The organism is Maribacter sp. BPC-D8 (assembly GCF_035207705.1).
GTDB lineage: Bacteria > Bacteroidota > Bacteroidia > Flavobacteriales > Flavobacteriaceae > Maribacter.
In genome coordinates this window covers 28,083-49,195 of the sequence record NZ_CP128187.1, presented here as the reverse complement: position 1 = coordinate 49,195, position 21,113 = coordinate 28,083, and the positions used below count along the sequence as shown (strand labels likewise).

At 35.2% G+C, this 21,113-nt stretch carries 20 protein-coding genes; 10 read left to right on the top strand and 10 right to left on the bottom strand.

The window, feature by feature from the left end:
- Positions 1-192: 192 nt before the first annotated feature.
- From gpmI to QSV08_RS00205, 3 genes are read left to right on the top strand one after another with little or no spacing between them, the layout of a single operon-like run.
- Entirely contained in the window at positions 193-1,710 is a 1,518-nt protein-coding gene (gpmI, locus tag QSV08_RS00215; protein ID WP_324025634.1) for a 2,3-bisphosphoglycerate-independent phosphoglycerate mutase, read from the top strand.
- Positions 1,711-1,740: 30 nt separating this feature from the next.
- Positions 1,741-2,559: a type I methionyl aminopeptidase gene (map, locus tag QSV08_RS00210; protein WP_324025633.1), complete on the top strand. Its 819-nt coding sequence runs from the start codon at positions 1,741-1,743 to the stop codon at positions 2,557-2,559.
- Positions 2,560-2,568: 9 nt separating this feature from the next.
- On the top strand, positions 2,569-3,333 hold the full coding sequence (locus QSV08_RS00205; RefSeq protein WP_324025632.1) for a class I SAM-dependent methyltransferase: 765 nt from the start codon (positions 2,569-2,571) through the stop codon (positions 3,331-3,333).
- Here QSV08_RS00205 and QSV08_RS00200 read toward each other — a convergent pair whose 3' ends face one another.
- The 8 genes from QSV08_RS00200 to QSV08_RS00165 all read right to left on the bottom strand — a co-directional run bounded on the left by QSV08_RS00200 (position 3,334) and on the right by QSV08_RS00165 (position 10,910).
- Positions 3,334-4,347: an FAD:protein FMN transferase gene (locus QSV08_RS00200; RefSeq protein ID WP_324025631.1), complete on the bottom strand. Its 1,014-nt coding sequence runs from the start codon at positions 4,345-4,347 to the stop codon at positions 3,334-3,336.
- Positions 4,344-4,706: a Na(+)-translocating NADH-quinone reductase subunit F gene (locus QSV08_RS00195; protein ID WP_324025630.1), complete on the bottom strand. Its 363-nt coding sequence runs from the start codon at positions 4,704-4,706 to the stop codon at positions 4,344-4,346. Before QSV08_RS00195 ends, QSV08_RS00200 begins: the two co-directional genes overlap by 4 nt.
- Positions 4,707-4,779: 73 nt before the next feature.
- Positions 4,780-6,087 carry an NADH:ubiquinone reductase (Na(+)-transporting) subunit F gene (nqrF, locus tag QSV08_RS00190; protein WP_324025629.1) on the bottom strand — a complete coding sequence of 436 codons (1,308 nt, stop codon included), beginning with the start codon at positions 6,085-6,087 and terminating at the stop codon, positions 4,780-4,782.
- A gap of 2 nt (positions 6,088-6,089) precedes the next feature.
- A complete protein-coding gene (gene nqrE / locus QSV08_RS00185; RefSeq protein WP_324025628.1) occupies positions 6,090-6,851 on the bottom strand; it encodes an NADH:ubiquinone reductase (Na(+)-transporting) subunit E in 762 nt (253 codons plus the stop codon).
- Between the two features lie 21 nt (positions 6,852-6,872).
- Complete coding sequence (locus QSV08_RS00180) at positions 6,873-7,520, bottom strand: NADH:ubiquinone reductase (Na(+)-transporting) subunit D (protein WP_324025627.1); 648 nt, start codon at positions 7,518-7,520, stop codon at positions 6,873-6,875.
- A gap of 1 nt (position 7,521) precedes the next feature.
- Complete coding sequence (locus QSV08_RS00175; RefSeq protein WP_324025626.1) at positions 7,522-8,274, bottom strand: Na(+)-translocating NADH-quinone reductase subunit C; 753 nt, start codon at positions 8,272-8,274, stop codon at positions 7,522-7,524.
- A 2-nt stretch (positions 8,275-8,276) separates the two neighbouring features.
- A complete protein-coding gene (locus tag QSV08_RS00170) occupies positions 8,277-9,557 on the bottom strand; it encodes an NADH:ubiquinone reductase (Na(+)-transporting) subunit B (protein WP_073247426.1) in 1,281 nt (426 codons plus the stop codon).
- A 3-nt stretch (positions 9,558-9,560) separates the two neighbouring features.
- Positions 9,561-10,910, bottom strand: coding sequence for a Na(+)-translocating NADH-quinone reductase subunit A (locus QSV08_RS00165; protein ID WP_324025625.1), 1,350 nt, complete (start codon positions 10,908-10,910; stop codon positions 9,561-9,563).
- A 153-nt stretch (positions 10,911-11,063) separates the two neighbouring features.
- On the opposite strand from QSV08_RS00165, the gene QSV08_RS00160 reads away from it, so the two are divergent.
- The 5 genes from QSV08_RS00160 (at position 11,064) to QSV08_RS00140 (ending at position 16,178) form a co-directional block, all read left to right on the top strand.
- Positions 11,064-12,305, top strand: a complete 1,242-nt coding sequence (locus QSV08_RS00160) for a DUF5103 domain-containing protein (RefSeq protein WP_324025624.1) — start codon at positions 11,064-11,066, stop codon at positions 12,303-12,305.
- Positions 12,306-12,332: 27 nt separating this feature from the next.
- Complete coding sequence (locus tag QSV08_RS00155) at positions 12,333-13,457, top strand: DUF3667 domain-containing protein (RefSeq protein WP_324025623.1); 1,125 nt, start codon at positions 12,333-12,335, stop codon at positions 13,455-13,457.
- 5 nt (positions 13,458-13,462) lie between these two features.
- Complete coding sequence (gene apaG, locus QSV08_RS00150; protein WP_324028335.1) at positions 13,463-13,849, top strand: Co2+/Mg2+ efflux protein ApaG; 387 nt, start codon at positions 13,463-13,465, stop codon at positions 13,847-13,849.
- Positions 13,850-13,922: 73 nt separating this feature from the next.
- Positions 13,923-15,551 (top strand): L-glutamate gamma-semialdehyde dehydrogenase, encoded by a 1,629-nt coding sequence (gene pruA / locus QSV08_RS00145; protein WP_324025622.1) that lies wholly within the window; start codon positions 13,923-13,925, stop codon positions 15,549-15,551.
- A 114-nt stretch (positions 15,552-15,665) separates the two neighbouring features.
- Positions 15,666-16,178 carry a DinB family protein gene (locus QSV08_RS00140; RefSeq protein WP_324025621.1) on the top strand — a complete coding sequence of 171 codons (513 nt, stop codon included), beginning with the start codon at positions 15,666-15,668 and terminating at the stop codon, positions 16,176-16,178.
- Positions 16,179-16,480: 302 nt separating this feature from the next.
- Here the strand turns inward: QSV08_RS00140 and rsmG are convergent, their stop codons facing one another.
- Positions 16,481-17,116 (bottom strand): 16S rRNA (guanine(527)-N(7))-methyltransferase RsmG, encoded by a 636-nt coding sequence (gene rsmG / locus QSV08_RS00135; protein WP_324025620.1) that lies wholly within the window; start codon positions 17,114-17,116, stop codon positions 16,481-16,483.
- A gap of 120 nt (positions 17,117-17,236) precedes the next feature.
- Between rsmG and QSV08_RS00130 the strand changes: the two genes are divergently transcribed.
- Positions 17,237-18,337 (top strand): fatty acid desaturase family protein, encoded by a 1,101-nt coding sequence (locus QSV08_RS00130; protein ID WP_324025619.1) that lies wholly within the window; start codon positions 17,237-17,239, stop codon positions 18,335-18,337.
- A 15-nt stretch (positions 18,338-18,352) separates the two neighbouring features.
- Positions 18,353-19,543: a pyridoxal phosphate-dependent aminotransferase gene (locus QSV08_RS00125; RefSeq protein ID WP_324025618.1), complete on the top strand. Its 1,191-nt coding sequence runs from the start codon at positions 18,353-18,355 to the stop codon at positions 19,541-19,543.
- Between the two features lie 76 nt (positions 19,544-19,619).
- Here QSV08_RS00125 and QSV08_RS00120 read toward each other — a convergent pair whose 3' ends face one another.
- Positions 19,620-21,113 carry a TrkH family potassium uptake protein gene (locus QSV08_RS00120; protein WP_299326168.1) on the bottom strand — a complete coding sequence of 498 codons (1,494 nt, stop codon included), beginning with the start codon at positions 21,111-21,113 and terminating at the stop codon, positions 19,620-19,622.

Sequence of the window (21,113 nt, the reverse complement as noted above, 5' to 3'; positions counted from 1 at the left end):
TGTACATTTAAAAGACGCCAGTTATCATTAATTGTTTCATCCTTTAACATTGTTATAACTAAACTTTAACAAACAAATCTTCACCCAAACTTAAAATATGTTGCGATACACCTCCAAAATGAAAAAGGTCGGTAATCTAGTAGCTTAACTTGGCAGAACATAGTATTTTTGTACTCCTAAAACCTTATGAAGATGAACAAAAAAGTAATCTTAATGATATTAGATGGATGGGGTAAATCTCCTGACCCATCGATATCTGCAGTTGATAAAGCCAATACTCCTTTTATAGATAGTTTATATACCAAATATGCTAATTCTAACCTTCTTACAGATGGTATGAACGTTGGCTTACCTGAAGGTCAAATGGGTAATAGCGAAGTGGGTCATATGAATTTAGGGGCTGGTCGTATTGTATATCAAGATTTAGCTAAAATCAATAAGGCAGTTAAAGAGAATACTTTAAGTTCTGAACCGGTTTTAAAAAGTGCTTTCGAATACGCAAAAAAGAATAATAAAGATGTTCATTTTTTAGGACTTTTAAGTGATGGTGGCGTACATAGCCATACTAATCATATTAAAGGACTTATTGCCGCTGGTAAAGAATCTGGAGTTGAAAATATGTATTTACATGCTTTTACCGATGGTAGAGATGTAGATCCAAAAAGTGGAAAAGGTTTTTTAGAAGATATCGTTCATTTTGGTGCTGACAAAAACACGAAACTAGCTACTGTTATCGGTAGATATTACGCTATGGATCGTGACAAACGATGGGAGCGAGTTAAAGAAGCTTATGATGTTATCGTAAATGCAGAAGGTGAAAAATCGACTGATATTGGCAAAACCATTCAAAAAAGCTATGACAATGACATTACCGATGAGTTTATAAAACCTATCGTAATGACCAGTACAGACGGCACTCCTGTTGCTTCTGTAAAAGAAGATGATGTCGTTATATTCTTCAACTTTAGAACTGACCGTGGTCGAGAATTAACGCAGGTTTTAAGTCAGATAGATATGCATGAGCAAAACATGCATAAACTTAACTTATACTACGTTACACTTACTAATTATGATGAATCATATGAAAAGGTTCATGTGGTCTATAATAAAGATAATATCGTTGAAACTTTAGGCGAGGTATTAGCTAACGCAGGTAAAAAGCAAATACGTATTGCCGAAACCGAAAAATACCCACACGTTACTTTCTTTTTCAATGGTGGTAGAGAAGTTCCTTTTGATGGCGAATCACGTATTTTATGTCCGTCGCCAAAAGTGGCTACATATGACCTTCAACCAGAAATGAGTGCTTATGAGATTAGAGATAAAATCATTCCTGAAATTAAAAAAGGAGATGTTGACTTTATCTGCTTAAACTTTGCTAATCCTGACATGGTAGGTCATACCGGTGTTATGGAAGCTGCAATTAAAGCTTGTGAAACTGTAGATGAATGTGCAAAAGATGTTATTACAGCAGCTATCGAAAAAGATTACTCTGTAATTGTTATTGCCGATCACGGTAATTGTGAAACTATGGTAAATGAAGATGGTAGCCCTAACACGGCACATACTACTAACCCTGTTCCACTAATTTTAGTAGACAAAGATATTCACCATATCAAAGATGGTGTATTAGGAGATATTGCACCTACCATCTTAAAAATGATGGGTGTAGAAAAATCAAAATTTATGACCCAAAATTCATTGGTATAAATTTAGGTACAACCGAAAGTATTTTATTTTATGATTAAATTAAAAACAGCAGAAGAGATTGAGTTAATGCGCGAAAGTGCGCTTATTGTTTCTAAAACTTTAGGAATGATAGCCTCTGAAGTTAAACCCGGAGTTACTACACTACATTTAGATGCTTTGGCCGAAACTTTTATTCGTGACCATGGTGCAATACCTGGTTTCTTAGGTCTTTACGATTTTCCGAATTCATTATGCATGAGCCCAAATGCTCAAGTAGTACATGGTATTCCAAATAATACCCCTTTAGTTGAAGGGGATATTATTTCAATTGACTGCGGTGCTTTGAAAAATGAATTTTACGGTGACCATGCTTACACTTTTGAAGTGGGAGAAGTTAGCCCAGAAATCAAGAAATTATTAGAGGTTACCAAAAAATCGTTATACGTTGGTATTCGAGAATTTAAAGTTGGTAATCGTGTTGGTGATGTTGGGTATGCCATTCAAAAATTCACTGAAGACCATGGTTATGGTGTAGTTCGTGAATTGGTTGGTCACGGTCTTGGTAAAAAGATGCACGAAGGTCCTGAAATGCCTAATTACGGCAGACGTGGTAGAGGCAAGAAATTTGTTGAAGGTATGACGGTTGCTATCGAACCTATGACCAATATGGGTACAAAGAATATCAAACAACTTAAAGACGGCTGGACAATTCTTACTGCAGATGGTAAACCGAGCGCTCATTTTGAACATGATGTTGCCATAGTTAATGGAAAACCAGAGCTACTATCTACCTTCAAATATATTTATGAAGCTTTAGGTATTGTAAGTGATGAAGAAGATGAGTTTACAAAATCTACCGTAAAAAGTTAGAAAATACAGATGAAGAAAATTTTTAAATTTTTTCTTAACCTTGTTCCAAGACCTGTATTAATTTCTTTAAGCTATATAGTAAAGCCTTTTTTTAAGGCTTACTATCGTGGCAATACCTATGAAGACCCTATTGACGGCAATACTTTTCGTAGCTTTTTACCATACGGATATGAAAAACCACGTGAGAACGTGCTTTCACCTTCTACCCTTTCATTAGAACGTCATCGTTTACTATGGTTGTTTTTAAAAGAGGAGACCGACTTTTTCACTGCTCCGTTACATGTTTTGCATTTTGCCCCTGAACAAGCTTTCTATAAAAGATTCAGAAAACTAAAGAATCTAAATTATGTTACTACAGATTTAAATTCTCCTTTGGCAGATGTTAAGGCAGATATCTGCAACCTTCCGTTTGAAGATAATATGTTCGATGTAATTCTATGCAATCATGTACTAGAACACATACCAGATGACACGAAAGCTATGTCTGAGTTATATAGAATTCTAAAACCTGGCGGTTGGGGCATTTTTCAAATTCCTCAAGATTTAAGCAGAGAAGGAACTTTCGAAGACGACACCATAACCGACAAAGTTGAACGTGCTAAAATATTTGGTCAATATGACCATGTTCGTATTTACGGAAGAGATTACTTTGATAAATTAAGAAGCATAGGTTTTACCGTCGAAGAAATAGATTTCACCAAGCTCATGAGCCAAGAAAACATCAATAGATATCGCTTAGCACCCGGAGAGATAATTCCGTTCGTAAAAAAATAGTTATTTCACTACAAGCGCTTTAAATCCTTTTGTCGAAAACTCTTTTGTCTCACCATTCTCATCTAAATAAATAATATAAGCTTCTAGCTTATTATTTTCTTCAACAAGTTCAAAAGCATCCTCTAAATTCATCGCCATTAATGCTGTTGCATAAGCATCTGCTGTAGCACAGTTATCAGCTAATATAGTTACGGCAAGTGTATTAGACAATTGTGTATAGCCGGTTTTAGGATTTACGGTATGCACAAACTTTTTACCAGTTTCTTCATCTATTCTAAACTTTCGATAGTTACCCGAAGAAGCTAATGCCCTATCATTTAAATGAATTAATATTTTGGTAGCTCTATTTACCTCCATTTCAGGATCATCGATACCTACCACCCAAAACTTATTTTTTATGATATTCTTTCCTTTGGCTACCAATTCTCCGCCTACTTCAATTAAATAGTTATCAATACGCTTAGCATCTAACATAGCAGCAAGTCTATCAATGGCATATCCCTTAGCAATAGCGTTAAAATCCAAGTAGATATTAGGATTATCTTTTACGATATGGTTACTATCTTCTAAAGTAATCTTATCCAATCCAACAAAATTCAACAAACTATCAATTTTTAGACTGTCCATCGAAATTTGACGTTCAGGTCCGAAACCCCATGCATTTACAAGCGTACCTACCGTTGGATCAAAAAAGCCATTAGTTTCTTCGTGTATTGATTTAGATAACTCAAATACTTCTTGAAACATCTTATCAACAACAACAGTACTATCTCCTTTATTAATTCTAGAAATATCAGACTCCGGAATATAAGTAGATAAAGAATGATTGATAACAGCGAATACTGAATCAATATCTTTTTGTAAATCTAATTTCTCGTTAGAGATTGAAATTATACTATAAGATGTCCCTAAAGCGCCACCTACATTTTCATTTCGAAATTCGGCATCTCCTTTCTCCTTACAGGATGAAAACAAGGTTAATATCGTGGCGATTACTAAAATATAATTCTTCATAATTCTACTAAACCATCAAAGTCAACTATATACTCTTCATCTAAATATACAGGCAAATTTTTATCTACAGCATTTACCAGCCCCACACCTGCATAAAAGGTAGTCGCTTCAAATTTAACAGCATGTTCTTTCATTTTAGTAAGGTCAGACATAAAGAAATCCATATCCTTTGGGTCACCAGGGTATTCAATTGCCTTTACCACAACAAAGCGCATCTTCTTATCTTTTGTACATACAAACTGCGGATTCTTGCGCAATTCACTGTTTACAGCTAAAAACTCAAACCCTTCATCTTCTAATTGCTTGCCTACAATATTCATTGCCAAATTATGAAGTTCTTGTTCTGTTAATACATGCATACTTAACTATGTTTTATAAAAAAACCGATACATTACATATCGGTTAGTTTTAATTATTTAAAAGACTTAAGGTTTAACCACCGAAGTCATCAAAACGTATATGCTCATCTGGGATACCGAAATCTTCACCCATTTTCTGAACAGCTTTGTTCATCAACGGAGGTCCACAGAAATAAAGTTCGATATCTTCAGGAGACTCATGCAGGCTTAAGTAGTTATCAATTACACAATTGTGAATGAAACCTACGAAACCATCACCAGGAGCATCAATATTCTCTTTTACCTTCCAATTATCTTCTTCTTGTGGTTCAGATAATGCTAAGTAAAATTTGAAATTTGGAAACTCTTCCTCCAATTTATAAAAGTGATCTAAATAGAATAATTCTCTTTTAGAACGACCACCATACCAGTACGATACTTTTCTCTTAGTTCTTAATGTTTTGAATAGGTGATATAAATGAGAACGCATTGGTGCCATACCTGCACCACCACCTACGTATAACATTTCTGAATCTGATTCATTGATAAAGAATTCACCGTAAGGTCCAGAGATAGTACAATCATCACCTGGCTTCAAATTAAAAATGTAAGAAGAAGCAACACCAGGGTTCACATCCATCCATCCATTTTTAGCACGATCCCATGGCGGAGTAGCGATACGTACATTCAACATAATCTCTCTTCCTTCAGCAGGGAAAGAAGCCATTGAATACGCTCTTTCAACCGTTTCTGGATTCTTCATTGTTAAAGGCCAAAGGTTGAATTTATCCCATTCTGCTTGGAATTTATCTGGAGTTTCATGTTCCTCAGGGTGTGCTGTAATATCAATATCAGCATACTTAACCTCACACTCAGGAATTTCAATTTGAATATAACCACCAGCTTTGTAACCCATATCTTCAGGGATTTCAACTACAAATTCTTTGATAAAAGATGCTACGTTATAGTTACGTACCACTTTTGCCGGCCATTTCTTAATACCGAATACCTCTTCAGGAATGGTAATATCCATGTTTTGCTTCACTTTAACTTGACAAGCTAAACGTATACCATGGTTTAATTCTTTTTTAGAGAAATGCGGAGTTTCTGTAGGTAATGCTTCACCACCACCAGAAAGTACATGACATTCACACTGAATACATGTTCCACCACCACCACAGGCAGATGGTAAAAATATTTTTTGGTTACCTAAGGTTGATAATAAAGATCCACCTGAAGAAACTTCAATTTTCTTCTCTCCGTTAATTGTAATGGTTACAGGACCAGATGGAGAAAGTTTTTGTTTAGTAAACAGAAGCAATGCTACTAATGCCATCAACAGTATTAGAAATGCGACAACAGTTATTAAAATAGTTCCGCCTGTACTTGCAGCTAAAATCATGTTTATTTATTTACGTCGTTATAAGAAATTACCTTTTCGTCAATTTCTTCGTTCTTTTCTACTACTACTTCTTCGACAGGTGTTACAACCTCTGGCTGAATTACCTGATTAACTTGCTCTGCAGCTTCTTCAGCATCATCACCACCACCAGTTAACATACCTCCAAAACTTTGAAAGCCAATACCCATAAGACCTGTGATAATAAACGTAATACCTAGACCTCTTAAAGGAGCAGGAACATTACTATATCTAATTTTCTCACGAATAGCTGCAATCGCTAAAATTGCCAAGAACCATCCAATACCAGAACTAACACCATAATTGAATGCTAAACCTAAGGTTTCAATTTCTCTTGCCTGCATGAATAAAGATCCACCAAGAATTGCACAGTTTACTGCAATCAACGGTAAAAATATACCCAGTGAGTTATATAAAGAAGGTGAAAATTTCTCAACCACAATCTCTACTAATTGTACCATTGTAGCAATGGTAGCAATGAATAAAATAAATGATAAAAAGCTAAGGTTGTAATCTGCATATTCAGGACCTAACCAAACTAAGGCTCCGTCTTGTAATAAATACTTATCTAACAACCAGTTCATTGGTACAGTAACCGCCAATACGAATATAACAGCAGCACCTAAACCAACCGCAGTAGCCACTTTTTTGGATACCGCTAAATAAGAACACATCCCCAAGAACACGGCAAATACCATGTTATCGATAAAGATGGACTTAAAAAATAATTCTACATGTTCTAACATAATTTCTACTTAAATGTCTGTTTAACTCTCTTCTACTAACGCAGGATTTCTTGAACGTTGTACCCAAATAATGATACCAACCACAATTAATGCCGCTGGAGGAATAATCATAAATCCGTTATTCTCATACCCTGTTGCATACAAACCTGTTTTTGTTATTGGATCACCTAAAACCGGATAACCAAAAAGTGTTCCTGAACCCAAAAGTTCTCTAAAGAACCCTACGATAACCAAAATAACACCGTAACCTAAAGAGTTACCTATACCGTCCAAAAATGAACGCCATGGTCCGTTCGCCAAAGCAAAAGCTTCAAAACGTCCCATAATTATACAGTTTGTAATAATTAGACCTACGAATACAGCCAAGGTTTTACTTAACTCGTAAGCATATGCCTTAAGTACCTGATCCACTATAATTACCAATGTAGCAACTACAATTAACTGAACAATAATTCTAATTTTCGATGGAATGATATTTCTCATCAATGAGATAACTACGTTACCTGCACCTAATACGAACATTACAGAAATAGCCATTACCAAAGACGCCTTTAGCTCTGCTGTAATTGCCAATGCCGAACAAATACCCAATACCTGAATGGTAATAGGGTTATTGTCTGCAAGTGGATCCGTAATAAGATTTGCATCTTTTTTTGATAGTAGTGCCATATTACTTTGCTCTAATTGTTTCTAAATAAGGTTTATATAATTTAACGGTTTCCTTAATCATAGCAGAAACACCGTTACCTGTTATAGTAGCACCCGCTAAGGCATCTACTTCATTATCATCTTTTGTCTTGTTCAAAGGATCGTTATTACCTTTAGCTACAGCGATACCTGCGTATTGCGTACCATTTAAAATAGTCTCTCCGGTAAAATCGTCCATGAAATAACGCATTTTAATGTTTGCACCTAAACCAGGTGTTTCTCCTTTATGATCAAAATATACACCTTGAACAGTCATTGTGTCATCTAAAGCGATAAAACCCCAAATAGCATCCCAAAGACCTTTACCGTACATAGGGATGATATAAAATTTCTTACCATCTTTCTCCCCAATAAAAACTGGCAATTTATAAGGTTCTCCCTTTTTAATATTAGCCAATTGCTTTTTTAAATCGATTAAATATGCTTCGTTATCTTCAGTGATTTTATCACCTTGAATAACCAATTGCTCTTTGATATAACTTGCAAACTCATCTTCTACTACATCTGTAGGTATAAAGTTTACACTACCAGCATCATCTCCATTTTCATTTACACCCATGGCATAAAGAATGTTCTGCTGTTTTTCAAAACGCTCATTTTCTTGAATGTTAGGACGTAATGCTGAAGCCAAAAACGCAAGTATTGACCCAACTACCACAACCATAACAGCCGCAAAAACTACTGTATAAACGTTACTATCTGTTTTTTGTGCCATAATTAAACTGTTTCAGCTTTAAGTTCTTCTGCCTTACCATCTGAATCTTTTGGATAGATAGTAGCGTTTTTCAATCTGTTCATTCTTCTCTTAATATTACCTCTAACCACATAATGATCAATTGTTGGTGCAAATACGTTCATTAAAAGAATCGCTAAGAAAACACCTTCTGGGTAAGCTGGGTTGAATACACGAATCATTACAGAAATAAATCCTATAAAGAAACCATAATACCACTTCCCTTTATTTGTTTGTGAACCAGTAACAGGATCCGTTGCCATATAGACAATACCGAATGCCAAACCACCTACGATTAAATGTTTCCAGAAATCGAAACTCATCAATCCGTAAAATTTACTTGATTCGCCTACCCAACCAAAATCTACTACCTGATTGAATATTAAACCCATTACCAATGAACCAATAACAGCACTTACCATTATTCTCCAACTAGCAATCTTTGTAAATATCAAAAACAAACCGCCTAATAAGATTAGAAATGCAGATGTTTCACCTACAGAACCAGGTATAAAACCGAAGAACATATCTGAAACAGAATAGGTCATTTCAGCCCCTTTATTCTGAGCTAAATACCCTAATATAGTTTCACCTGATATTGCATCAACATTTGCGCCAGCTAAAATTTCTTCTGAACGCTCACGAGCTCCATAAACCCAAACTTTATCACCACTCATCCAAGTTGGATAAGCGAAGAACAAAAATGCTCTAATAGTCAATGCCGGGTTAAGAATATTCATTCCTGTTCCTCCAAAAACTTCTTTACCAATAACAACACCAAAAACAACAGCTACAGACAACATCCAAAGCGGCGTATCGATAGGCACTATTAAGGGCACTAACATACCGGTAACTAAATACCCTTCTTCTACTTCGTGACCTTTTATAACCGCAAAAATAAATTCTACTAAAAGTCCGACACCATAAGAGACAACTACTAATGGCAATACCTTAATGATACCGATCCAAAAGTTATCCCAAGTAAGGAAATCGTTCATCAAAGAAAAATCTGCCGGAAAACCGTTTATTGCAGAAAAATGCTGATAACCTGCGTTGAACATTGAGAATATTAACACTGGTACCAGTGCCATTATTACCGTGTTCATTGTACGCTTTAAATCATCTGCTGATTTTACGTGTGTACCACCTGCATGAGTAGTCTCATCTGGCGAAAACAAAAAAGTATGAAAGGCATTAAAGGCAGGAGCCATTTTCTTACCCTGATACTTCAGTTTAAGTTCGTGTAATTTGCTTTTTAAACTCATTTCTTATCCTATTTCTTTTTGCAATAAATCTAACCCCTCACGAATAATCTTCTGGTGCGGTTGCTTAGAAATACATATAAACTCAGTTAACGAAAAATCTTCTGGAGCCACTTCGTACAAACCTAACTGCTCCATTTCATCCAAGTCTTTTATCATGCAAGCTTTTAATAGTTGCATTGGAAAAATATCCATTGGAAAAACTTTCTCATATTGTCCCGTTACTACGAAAGCTCTGTGCTCTCCGTTAGTATTGGTATCTAAATCATACTTTTTGTTTGGCTGCATCCAAGAGAACGTCAATGCTCTGGTAGCCGAAATTTTATTGAAAACTGGCTTATTCCATCCGAACAATTCATAATCGTCTCCTTCTGGAATAACCGTTACTGTATTGTTATAATACCCTAAGTAACCGTCTGGTCTACTTTTAGAACCTGTAAGCACATCACCATTGATGACTCTAAAGTTTTCTTCGTTTACACCACTAGCGTATAAGAAGGTAGAAATCTCTGCTCCTATTTTAGTTGTATAATATTTAGGCGCCTTAACTGAAGAACCTGCAAGCGCTATAACACGCTCTGCATTGAACTTACCTGTCAATAAATACTCACCTATAATAATTAAATCTTGCGGAGTAACCGTCCAAACCAATTCACCTTTATTAATAGGATCTAACTTATTAATATGCGTACCTACCAAACCTGAAGGATGCGGACCAGAAACATTATGCAACTCTACCCCTGTCATTGAAGACAATGGCGATTTACTAGAACCTACAGATACATGAACTTTACCTGGCGTTAATTTACCTAATGCAGTAATTGCAGATTGTAGTTCTTTTTCTTTACCCTGTAATACATAATCCAAATCTGCCTGTAAGGGTCCACTTGAATACCCAGAAATAAAAATAGATTTCGGTGTAGTATCAGGATTAGCGACTACGTCATAAGGTCTCTGTTTAATAAATGGCCAACAGCCACTTTTTAACAGAACTGCCTTCAACTCTTCTTTCGATGTATTCTCTACATCAACAGCAGCAGCAGAAAACGACTCTTGTGTCTTGTCTGCTAATATCTTTAAGGTCAAAATACGTCTTCTATCCCCTCTTTCAATCTCAATAAGCTCACCGCTTACTGGTGAAACAAAAAGCATGCTCTCCATGTTTTTGTTATAAAACAAAGGTTCTCCCGCTTTTACTTCGGCGCCTTGCTTTACCAACATTTTAGGGGTAATTCCGTGAAAATCACTTAACTGTATAGCGTAAACATTACTTAAAACAGCTTTTGAAGTAGTCTGTTCTGCGGTTCCCACCAGATTAATGTTGAGCCCTTTTTTAATTCGAATGTCTTTTGACATGTGCGTATAGACCTTTAGGTTATCAAAATTTGAGCAAATTTAAGTACAAAAACTTCGTTTTCATAATTATTGTCCCATAAATTAGACAATAGAACGAGGTATATTTTTTAGGCACCCTTTTTGTTTACCTTTACTTAAAAAAAACAGGGTATAATGCGCATTTTCTTCAAACATTTTATTTGTCTATTATTTTTACAAAATATAGCTGCTCAAGTTCAAGAAGAGGTGAACCCACCAGAAAATATTAAATCGATTGTTTTCAAAGGACCTACCGAAGATCAATTCCCTGTTATTAAAATAGGTGAACCTTTATATTTAGAATTCGATGATATTTTAGCCAACGAACAAGATTACTATTATAAGGTAATTCATTGCGATTACGACTGGACCCCTTCATCCTTATTAAAATCTCAATATTTAGACGGTGTCGACAACCAACGAATTACTGATTACGAGAACAGCTACAGCACTTTACAATCATACTCAAACTACCAACTGACCATACCAAATGATAATGTTCGACTAAAAGTTAGCGGCAATTATCTTATAGAAATTTACAATAGCAACAACGACTTACAATTCTCTAGAAGATTTGTAGTATACAAAGACATTGTTACCGTATCAACTACTATTAAGCGTTCTAGAGATTTTAATTACATCAACGAAAAGCAAGTCGTTCAATTTAGTATCACCTCTGGATCATTACGCCTTATAAACCCAAAGAAAGAAGTTAAAGTTGCCATTCTTCAAAATCATTATTGGCCAACCGCTATTACCAACATTGCCCCGCAATACACAATGGGAAGCGAATTAGTTTATAAATATGATCAAGAAACTGCCTTTTACGGTGGTAACGAATTTCTATTGTTCGATACTAGTGACCTAAGAGCACCAAGCTCTCAAATTTCGAGTATTGATCTAACAGATTTATACAATCATTATTTATTCTCTGACGATTTTAGAAATGACAAACCATACACCTATTTTCCAGATATTAATGGAGATTTCGTGGTCAGAACTTTACAAGGTGATAATGCTTCTAGAGAAGCTGAGTACACCAATGTTTATTTCAGTTTACCTTACACTGAATACATTGCCCTAGACGATGTTTATATTTTCGGAAAGTTCAATAATTATGCCCTCACGGACCAAAACAAACTGGTTTATAATGAGAAGAATGGCATGTTAGAAGCAACCCTAAAAATGAAACAGGGATTTTACAATTATAAGTATGCAATTAAGAGTGGCGAAAAAATTAAATTAAATGAGGTTGGGGGCAACTTTCATTTTACCGAAAACAATTATCTAGTACTTGTATATTACCGCAACTTTGGCGACATGTACGATAGTATTATAGGTATTGGTTCTGCCAACTCTAGAAATATCACCAACTAACTGTATATTTACGTTTTTCATTGATTTATGGAGAACAAACCAGCAGTTCAACCAGCAGGCAGATTTAAACTAAAATACAGAGGCGCAGATTGCCTAAATTGCGGGCACCCTCTAGATTTGAGTGATAAATATTGCCCTAATTGCTCTCAAGCCAACAGCACCAAAAAACTCACCCTATTTGATTTTTTTGAAGAGTTTCTTGCGAATTATTTCTCATACGATTCTAAGCTATGGAAAACCTTAACCGCCTTACTTTTAAGACCTGGTAAAATTACACGAGAATACATTCGTGGCAAACGCCTTTCTTATACCAACCCTTTTCGCTTTCTACTAAGTTTATCTATTATTTATTTTCTAATTATCAGCTTTAGTAGTGAATTTGAGTCTTTCAATAAATTTGGCCACGAAACCAGAAAACCAATTATTGACCTTCAAACAGAATTTGACAAAATTGAATTTGAAAACGAGGAAGAACGACAGCTTGCCCTAACTCAAATGGACTCGCTTAAAATAAATAGCTTTTTCAAAAATCAAGTGAGCGATAAAGACTCTACAATTTTAAAAGATCCTAAGTCTTACTTTAAAGAAATAAATACAGATGGCCTAACACGCCGGTTTCTTGGCAAAATTGACTTCTTCAACACCATTATTAAGCACGATACCATTTATTATTTTGAACAAGGGTTAACTAAATTTGAAATACCCGAAAACAAAGAAAATGAAATGGCATTTAACTTAGCCAGTAGCCTGGTTGACATTGAAAAACGACCAGGAACGTTCGTAAATTCTTTAATTTCAAAACTGCCATTCACCACATTTTTCTTTCTTCCATTCTTTTCTATTTTCATTTGGATGGTCTATGTCAGAAAAAAATACACTTATACCGATCATTTAATCTTTAGCTTTCACAATCAGTCATTATTATTTATCTTGCTCATTGTTAGCAATTTGATCAACGCAGTGTTCAATATTAGTAGCGAAGGATTGTTTATTTTAATATTCGCTATTTACCTTTACAAAGCAATGCGAAATTTCTATCAGCAAGGAAGAGTTAAAACGGTTATAAAATATTTTTTCCTAAATACATTATTTTTTATCTTAGGAAGTATAGCGATAACCATATTAATCGCAGCAAGCGTATTTACATATTAAATATGATGATAACACAGGTAACTAAAGGCATTAAGATTTCGGTTCAAACAACTTTTGAAGGCACGTTCTTTAAAAACTACAAAATGCATTATGCATTTGGGTATACTATTACCATTGAAAACCAAAGTAAAGATGTTGTTCAGTTAACTTCTCGTCATTGGAAAATATATGACTCTTTAAATGAAATGGAAACCTTAGATGGTGAAGGTGTTATTGGAAAAAAACCAGTAATACAACCAGGGGAATCTCACACCTATAATTCAGGTTGTCTACTAACATCGCCAATAGGCGCAATGAAAGGTCATTACAATATGGTGACTATGAGTAATGCCGAAAAGTTTAGAGTTTACATACCTACTTTTAAATTTAGCGCACCTTTCGCTCTTAACTAAAGTCTTTTTATAGTTTTTAGTCCACCACCCTTTTAGTACCTTTGTTCAACTTTTTAATTTAAAAATATTGACAATGGGTAAAGGATTTTTTCAAGTTCCTACAGCATTTAATGAACCAATTAAAAGCTATGCTCCTGGATCTCCAGAAAGAGAAGCAGTTTTGGAACAATACAAAGCATATTTCAACAACACGGTTGATGTACCAATGTATATTGGTTCTGAAGAGGTACGCACAGGCAACACTAAGCCAATGTCGCCACCACACGATCACAAACACATTGTAGGTACTTATCATACTGCCAGTAAAGAAAATGTACAATCTGCAATTGATAACTGTTTATCATCTAGAGATGCATGGGCTAACTTAACTTGGGAGCAACGTGCTGCTATTTTCTTAAAAGCCGCAGAGTTAATTGCCGGTCCTTATCGTGCTAAGATCAATGCGTCAACCATGATCGCACAATCTAAAAATATTCACCAAGCAGAAATAGATGCTGCCTGCGAGTTAATTGACTTTTTACGTTTTAACGTAGAGTACATGTCTCAAATTTATGCAGAGCAACCAGATTCTGCCGAAGGTATTTGGAACAGAGTAGAATATCGTCCTTTAGAAGGATTCATTTACGCTATCACCCCTTTCAACTTTACTGCAATTGCCGGTAATTTACCTGCAAGTGCAGCTATGATGGGTAACGTTGTAGTTTGGAAACCGAGTGACTCTCAGGTTTTCTCTGCTAAAGTTATTGTAGATATTTTCAAAGAAGCTGGTTTGCCTGACGGAGTTATCAATGTTGTTTATGGTGACCCAGTAATGATTACCGAAACAGTATTGGCTAGTCCTGATTTTGCAGGTATTCACTTTACAGGTTCTACGCACGTATTTAAAGAACTTTGGAAGCAAATAGGAAATAACATTCACACCTATAAAACATACCCGAAAATAGTTGGCGAAACTGGCGGTAAAGATTTTATTCTAGCACACCCAACAGCTAACCCTAAACAAGTAGCTACGGCTATTTCAAGAGGTGCATTCGAATTTCAAGGTCAAAAATGTAGCGCAGCTTCAAGAGTATATTTACCAAAATCTACTTCTAAAGAGATTTTAGAATATGTTAAAGCTGATATCGCTTCTTTTAACAAACCTGGATCTCCTGAAGATATGAGCAATTTTATTACTGCTGTAATTCACGAAGGTTCTTTTGATAAATTGGCAAAATATATTACCCAAGCAAAAGAAGATAAAAATGCTGAAGTATATGCTGGTGGATCTTTTGATAAATCTAAAGGTTACTTTATTGAGCCAACGGTTATCTTAACAACAGACCCTAAGTACACTACTATGGAAACTGAATTATTCGGACCAGTAGTTACTATTTACGTTTACGACGATAAAGATTGGAGCGAAACATTACAATTAATCGATGGTACTTCTGAGTACGCACTTACTGGCGCTGTACTTTCACAAGATAGATATGCTATTGACGAAGCTACCAAAGCACTACAAAACTGTGCAGGTAACTTCTATATCAATGACAAACCTACAGGTGCGGTAGTTGGTCAACAACCTTTCGGTGGAGCAAGAGCTTCTGGAACAAACGATAAGGCTGGATCAGCTCAAAACCTTTTACGTTGGGTTTCTCCTAGATTAATAAAAGAGACTTTTGTTACCCCTGTTGATTACAGGTATCCGTTTTTAGGATAAAAAATAACTTTAAAGGCTGAATTTTTAATTCAGCCTTTTTTTTTGACATAGCGCTACTTTTAGCTTACATTACAAGTATTACAATTTACTTTCAACAACCTTAACACACTAATTATGAAAAAGTTACTACTCGCAGCATTCTTATTTACAGGATGCTTTTCTTACGCACAAGAAGAATTAACACAGAACACAATCAAAGCCGTTTTAACCGGAAATCAATCTCAAGTGATACAACTTGCCGAAGCTTTTCCTGAAGAAAAATACGATTGGAGACCAGCGGAAGGAATCAGCTCTGTTGGCGAAGCCCTTCTTCATGTTGCAGGCGGAAATTACTTTTTAGCCTCTAAATTAGGATTTGCTCCACCAGAAGATGTAGACGTCATGAACTTAGGTAAAATTACAGGTAAAGAAAACATCATTGCCGCTCTTAAAAAATCTAACGAATTTGTACTAGAAAACATTACTAAAGTTGAAGATGGTTCTTTAAACGAAGAAGTTGATTTCGGTTTTATGAAATCTAATAAACTTGGCGGATTACTAGCTATTATGGAACACAACGGCGAACATAAAGGTCAACTTATTGCTTATGCAAGAACAAACGGAGTTGTACCACCATGGAGTGAATAAACAATTTTACAATTATAAAAAACGCCCATTGACACGTAGTTGATGGGCGTTTTTTTGTGTTATTTGATAAGTATTAATACTACACTCACACAATATCAATGTAAATTTAACGTTAATTAATTGTAAACTAATGGTAATTTAACGAGATTTGTACTTCATTTAAAATCAATAACTTATGACTACTAAAAATATAAGATTACATTTAATAAGCACTCCTACTCAAACTTGGAACTACCTAAAAGAGTTTGCTCGCAAATACAAAAAGGCTTATTACGGTGCATTTCTATTATAATTTTACGCCGTTATCCTTTAAATTTTAAAGGCAAGTAGACCATTTTCTTTGTTTCAAAGAAATCTTCTTTAAAATAATCGGTCAAATTGTAGATCTCAGCGGTTTTATAATCTTTTAGCTCCTCACTTAAATCACCTCCTTTTAAGTATAATATTCCATTACGAATAGGATGCTTAGATTCCTTTTTAATTTTACCTTTTATCCAGTGTACAAAAGTTGGCATCGCTGCCACTGCCCTACTGACAATAAAATCGAATTTACCCGGTATCTCTTCGACCCTAGAATTTATGGTTGTAACGTTTGTTAATTGCAAACCTTCAACTACTTCGTTAACTACTTTTATTTTTTTACCGATAGAATCCACTAAAGTGAAGTGTACTTCAGGAAATAAAATAGCTAAAGGTATACCTGGAAAACCACCTCCAGTACCAACGTCAAGAACAGTAGAACCATCTTTAAATTCTATAAATTTTGCAATACCCAATGAATGCAAAACGTGTCTCAGATAGAGCTCATCGATATCTTTTCTGGAAACCACATTAATTTTTTGGTTCCAATCCTTATATAATTCCTCTAACTTTCTAAACTCTTGTTTTTGATTTTCAGATAAATTGGGAAAATTTTCAAATATGATTTCAACAGTCATGCGTATATTTGTAAATAGATAATATTAGTATTTTCACTAATGCAAAGATTTAGCTTTTAATTAAGCTATCAAACTATTATAGATTCAATTACAAAATATTAAGTAAAAGATTACCGAATTATGGAACAAAATACCATTCGTTTTCCAAGAACAGATTCTGCAAAGTTTTTTAAAACTTTGAACAGTAGAGTTAACGATTATTTCAAAACAAATAAATTAAAGAAAACAGGCAACTGGAAATTACACTTAAAAACTGTAGTTATGTTCGCTCTTTTTCTTGCTCCTTATTTTTTAATACTGACATTAGGACTACCTAATTGGGCTAATTTTCTCTTAACCATTGTTATGGGGGTTGGTATGGCCGGTGTTGGTATGAACGTAATGCATGATGGTAACCATGGTGCATACTCCAACAAAAAATGGGTGAATAAGTTAATGGGCAGTAGCATCTATATTCTTGCAGGTAATGTATATAACTGGCAGGTACAACACAATGTACTTCACCACACATATACTAATATTCACGAGCATGATGAAGATATGGAAGCGGGTAGAATTTTACGTTTCTCGAAACATGCAGAATGGAAAAAGCACCATAGGTTTCAACATTTTTATTCCGTTTTACTTTACGGACTATTAACATTCAACTGGGCTATTACAACCGATTTTCAGCAAATGTACAGGTACATGAAGCGTAAGCTATCTTACGGTAAACTACCAAGTGCTACTATGAACTGGAGCACCCTAATTATCACAAAACTACTTTACATCACTATTTGGATTGTATTACCAATGTTGATTTTAGATATCGCATGGTGGAAAATCTTAATCGGATTCTTTTTAATGCATTATGTTGCAGGGGTAATATTAAGTGTTGTATTTCAATTAGCTCATATTGTTGATGACGCAGACACACCATTACCTGATGAATCTGGTACCATGAAAAACACATGGGCAATTCACCAATTGTTCACCACTGTAAATTTCGGAACTAAAAATAAGATTGTAAATTGGTTTACAGGTGGTTTAAATCACCAAGTTGAACACCATATATTCCCGAACATTAGTCACGTACATTACACAAATATTTCGAAAATTGTGAAACAAACGGCACAGGAATTTAATTTACCATATCACGAGTATAAAACTACTAGAAAAGCTATAATTTCGCACTTTAAACATTTAAAAGAATTAGGCAAAGAGCCTACATTACAATACTAGAAATTAAAAGCAACCATGAGCAATCAACTTTCGGACAGGATTAACAACGTTACACCGTCAGCTACTTTGGAAATGGCCGCTAAGGCCCGTGAATTAAGAGCACAAGGAAAAGATATTATCGGTTTAAGCTTAGGCGAACCAGATTTTAATACTCCTGATTATATTAAAGATGCTGCTATACAAGCTGTAAAAGACAATTACAATTCTTACTCACCTGTTGATGGTTATGTAGATTTAAAAAAGGCTATTATCACTAAATTCAAAAGAGATAACAACCTATCATACGAACTACCACAAATTGTTGTTTCAACGGGTGCTAAACAATCTTTATATAACGTTGCACAGGTTATTCTAAACCCTGGTGATGAAGTTATTTTGCCATGCCCTTACTGGGTTAGCTATAGTGACATTGTAAAGTTGGCCGATGGTGTTCCAGTAGAAGTTCCTACTTCTTTAGAGAACGATTTTAAAATGACACCAGAACAGTTAGAAGCTGCTATTACACCAAAAACTAAAATGTTATGGTATAGTTCTCCTTGTAACCCTAGTGGATCTATTTATAGCAAAGAGGAATTACGCGCTCTTGCAGATGTTTTAAAGAATCATCCTCAAATTATTGTGGTAAGCGATGAAATTTACGAACACATCAATTACGGCGTTACAGCACACGCTTCTATGGCAGAATTTGAAGATATGTTTGATCGTACCGTTACTGTAAACGGCGTTGCAAAAGCATTTGCAATGACGGGATGGCGTATTGGTTATATTGGTGCACCTGCTTACATTGCTCGTGCAACAAACAAACTACAAGGTCAAGTTACCAGTGGTGCAAATTGTATCGCTCAGCGTGCCGTAATTACTGCTTTAGAAGAATCGCCAGACCGTATTAAATACATGGTAGATGAATTTAAAGAAAGACGTACACTTATTTTAGGATTACTAAATGATATTGAAGGATTTAAATGTAATGAGCCAGAAGGTGCTTTTTATGTTTACCCAGATGTAACCGCTTATTTTGGTAAAACATTCAATGGTACGACTATAAATAATGCTTCAGATTTCTCAATGTACATTTTAGAAGCTGCCAATGTTGCAACCGTTACTGGTGATGCTTTTGGAAATGGAAATTGCATACGTATTTCTTATGCTGCATCAGTAAAAGAAATTAAAGAAGCAATATCAAGAATAAAAGAAGCGTTGAAATAAACCTCAACTAATCATATAACATAAAAAAGTCCCTTCAAACGAAGGGACTTTTTTATGCTTTATAGTTCTACTAAACTTAAGTTCTTTTCCAAAAATATGGAGTCAGTAATATAAGTACAGTAAAAAGTTCTAACCTACCTGCCAACATTAAAAAACCACACCACCACTTTGCCAAATCGGGCAAACTATTAAAATTACTCACAGGATTTAAACTCCCCAATGCCGGACCAACATTACCCAAAGATGACGCTGCGCCACCAATGGCAGATTCAAAATCTAATCCTAAAAAACCTAGCACTAAAGCCCCAATAATAAAGAGCAGCATGTATAGCACAAAGAACCCAATAATATTATAGACGATTTTCTCTTTTACAGTCTTATTATTATATCTTACAGGTATGATGGCATTAGTATGCAATGTTCTTTTAAACTCCAATACGCCATTTTTTATAATCAATAAGTGACGCATTACTTTTATACCACCTGCCGTTGACCCCGCCGACCCTCCTAAGAAGAACAATCCGAAGAAAAACACAGTCAAAAAAGGTGTCCACTGCGTAAAATCTGCACTTACGAATCCGGTTGTCGTAATCACAGAAATAATTTGAAATAACGAATGCCTGAATGCACTTTCTGCCTTACCTAAAACCATAGGATACCCAGGAGTAAGGTCAGTTATATTAGCTTGATAATATACTACCAGAGCTACTATTATAGTAAAGACAATGGTAAAACCGGCGTAGTACTTAAACTCTTCATCTTGTATTACTTTCTGAACCTTTCCTTTAAAGGCAAAATAGCTCAGTACAAAATTACTACCTGCCAGAAACATAAAGAATATGATGATATATTGAATAACAGGTTGATCATTCCAATGTGCTACACTTGCATTTTTTGTAGAAAAACCACCAGTAGATAGCGTTGCCATAGCATGATTGATAGCATCAAAAAATGACATACCCGCTACTTGAAGCAAAATGGTTTCTGCTACAGTATAGCCGAAATAAATTAACCACAAACGTTTTGCTGTATCTGTAATCCTTGGATGTAATTTATCCCCTGTAGGTCCTGGTGCTTCCGCAGAAAATAACTGCATACCTCCTATCCCTAACAAAGGCAATATGGCAATCGCCAATACGATAATACCCATACCACCGATCCAGTGAGTTAAACTTCTCCAAAATAAAATACCTTCTGGCATCGCTTCAATATCATCCATAATTGAAGCCCCGGTAGTCGTGTAACCTGATATAGTTTCAAAAAAAGCATTTGTTACTGTTGGTATAGCCCCTGAAAATAAATAAGGGAGCATACCAGAAATAGACATTACTATCCACCCGAAGGTTACAATAATATAGCCTTCTTTCTGCTTTACTTCTTTTTTATGACCTCTAGTATAGTACATCATAAAGACCCCTACAAACATAGTGCTTATAGATGCCAAAGCTATACTTAAAGTAGCCCCGTCTTGGTATACACCACTGACAACAGCTGCCAAAAGCATAAAGCCCCCATTGCATAGCAAAAGAAGCCCCATTATGTGAATTATGATTCTTAAATTAAGCCGCAT

Bases quoted from the DNA above. Each gene is read 5' to 3' on its own strand.
- map (WP_324025633.1), top strand. From the start codon at position 1,741: ATGATTAAATTAAAAACAGCAGAAGAGATTGAGTTAATGCGCGAAAGT.
- QSV08_RS00180 (WP_324025627.1), bottom strand. From the start codon at position 7,520: ATGGCACTACTATCAAAAAAAGATGCAAATCTTATTACGGATCCACTT.
- apaG (WP_324028335.1), top strand. From the start codon at position 13,463: ATGATAACACAGGTAACTAAAGGCATTAAGATTTCGGTTCAAACAACT.
- QSV08_RS00205 (WP_324025632.1), top strand. From the start codon at position 2,569: ATGAAGAAAATTTTTAAATTTTTTCTTAACCTTGTTCCAAGACCTGTA.
- QSV08_RS00195 (WP_324025630.1), bottom strand. From the start codon at position 4,706: ATGCATGTATTAACAGAACAAGAACTTCATAATTTGGCAATGAATATT.
- QSV08_RS00200 (WP_324025631.1), bottom strand. From the start codon at position 4,347: ATGAAGAATTATATTTTAGTAATCGCCACGATATTAACCTTGTTTTCA.
- gpmI (WP_324025634.1), top strand. From the start codon at position 193: ATGAACAAAAAAGTAATCTTAATGATATTAGATGGATGGGGTAAATCT.
- QSV08_RS00160 (WP_324025624.1), top strand. From the start codon at position 11,064: ATGCGCATTTTCTTCAAACATTTTATTTGTCTATTATTTTTACAAAAT.
- QSV08_RS00125 (WP_324025618.1), top strand. From the start codon at position 18,353: ATGAGCAATCAACTTTCGGACAGGATTAACAACGTTACACCGTCAGCT.
- QSV08_RS00175 (WP_324025626.1), bottom strand. From the start codon at position 8,274: ATGGCACAAAAAACAGATAGTAACGTTTATACAGTAGTTTTTGCGGCT.
- nqrF (WP_324025629.1), bottom strand. From the start codon at position 6,087: ATGATTTTAGCTGCAAGTACAGGCGGAACTATTTTAATAACTGTTGTC.
- QSV08_RS00165 (WP_324025625.1), bottom strand. From the start codon at position 10,910: ATGTCAAAAGACATTCGAATTAAAAAAGGGCTCAACATTAATCTGGTG.
- QSV08_RS00170 (WP_073247426.1), bottom strand. From the start codon at position 9,557: ATGAGTTTAAAAAGCAAATTACACGAACTTAAACTGAAGTATCAGGGT.
- nqrE (WP_324025628.1), bottom strand. From the start codon at position 6,851: ATGTTAGAACATGTAGAATTATTTTTTAAGTCCATCTTTATCGATAAC.
- rsmG (WP_324025620.1), bottom strand. From the start codon at position 17,116: ATGACTGTTGAAATCATATTTGAAAATTTTCCCAATTTATCTGAAAAT.
- QSV08_RS00140 (WP_324025621.1), top strand. From the start codon at position 15,666: ATGAAAAAGTTACTACTCGCAGCATTCTTATTTACAGGATGCTTTTCT.
- QSV08_RS00155 (WP_324025623.1), top strand. From the start codon at position 12,333: ATGGAGAACAAACCAGCAGTTCAACCAGCAGGCAGATTTAAACTAAAA.
- QSV08_RS00120 (WP_299326168.1), bottom strand. From the start codon at position 21,113: ATGCGGCTTAATTTAAGAATCATAATTCACATAATGGGGCTTCTTTTG.
- QSV08_RS00130 (WP_324025619.1), top strand. From the start codon at position 17,237: ATGGAACAAAATACCATTCGTTTTCCAAGAACAGATTCTGCAAAGTTT.
- pruA (WP_324025622.1), top strand. From the start codon at position 13,923: ATGGGTAAAGGATTTTTTCAAGTTCCTACAGCATTTAATGAACCAATT.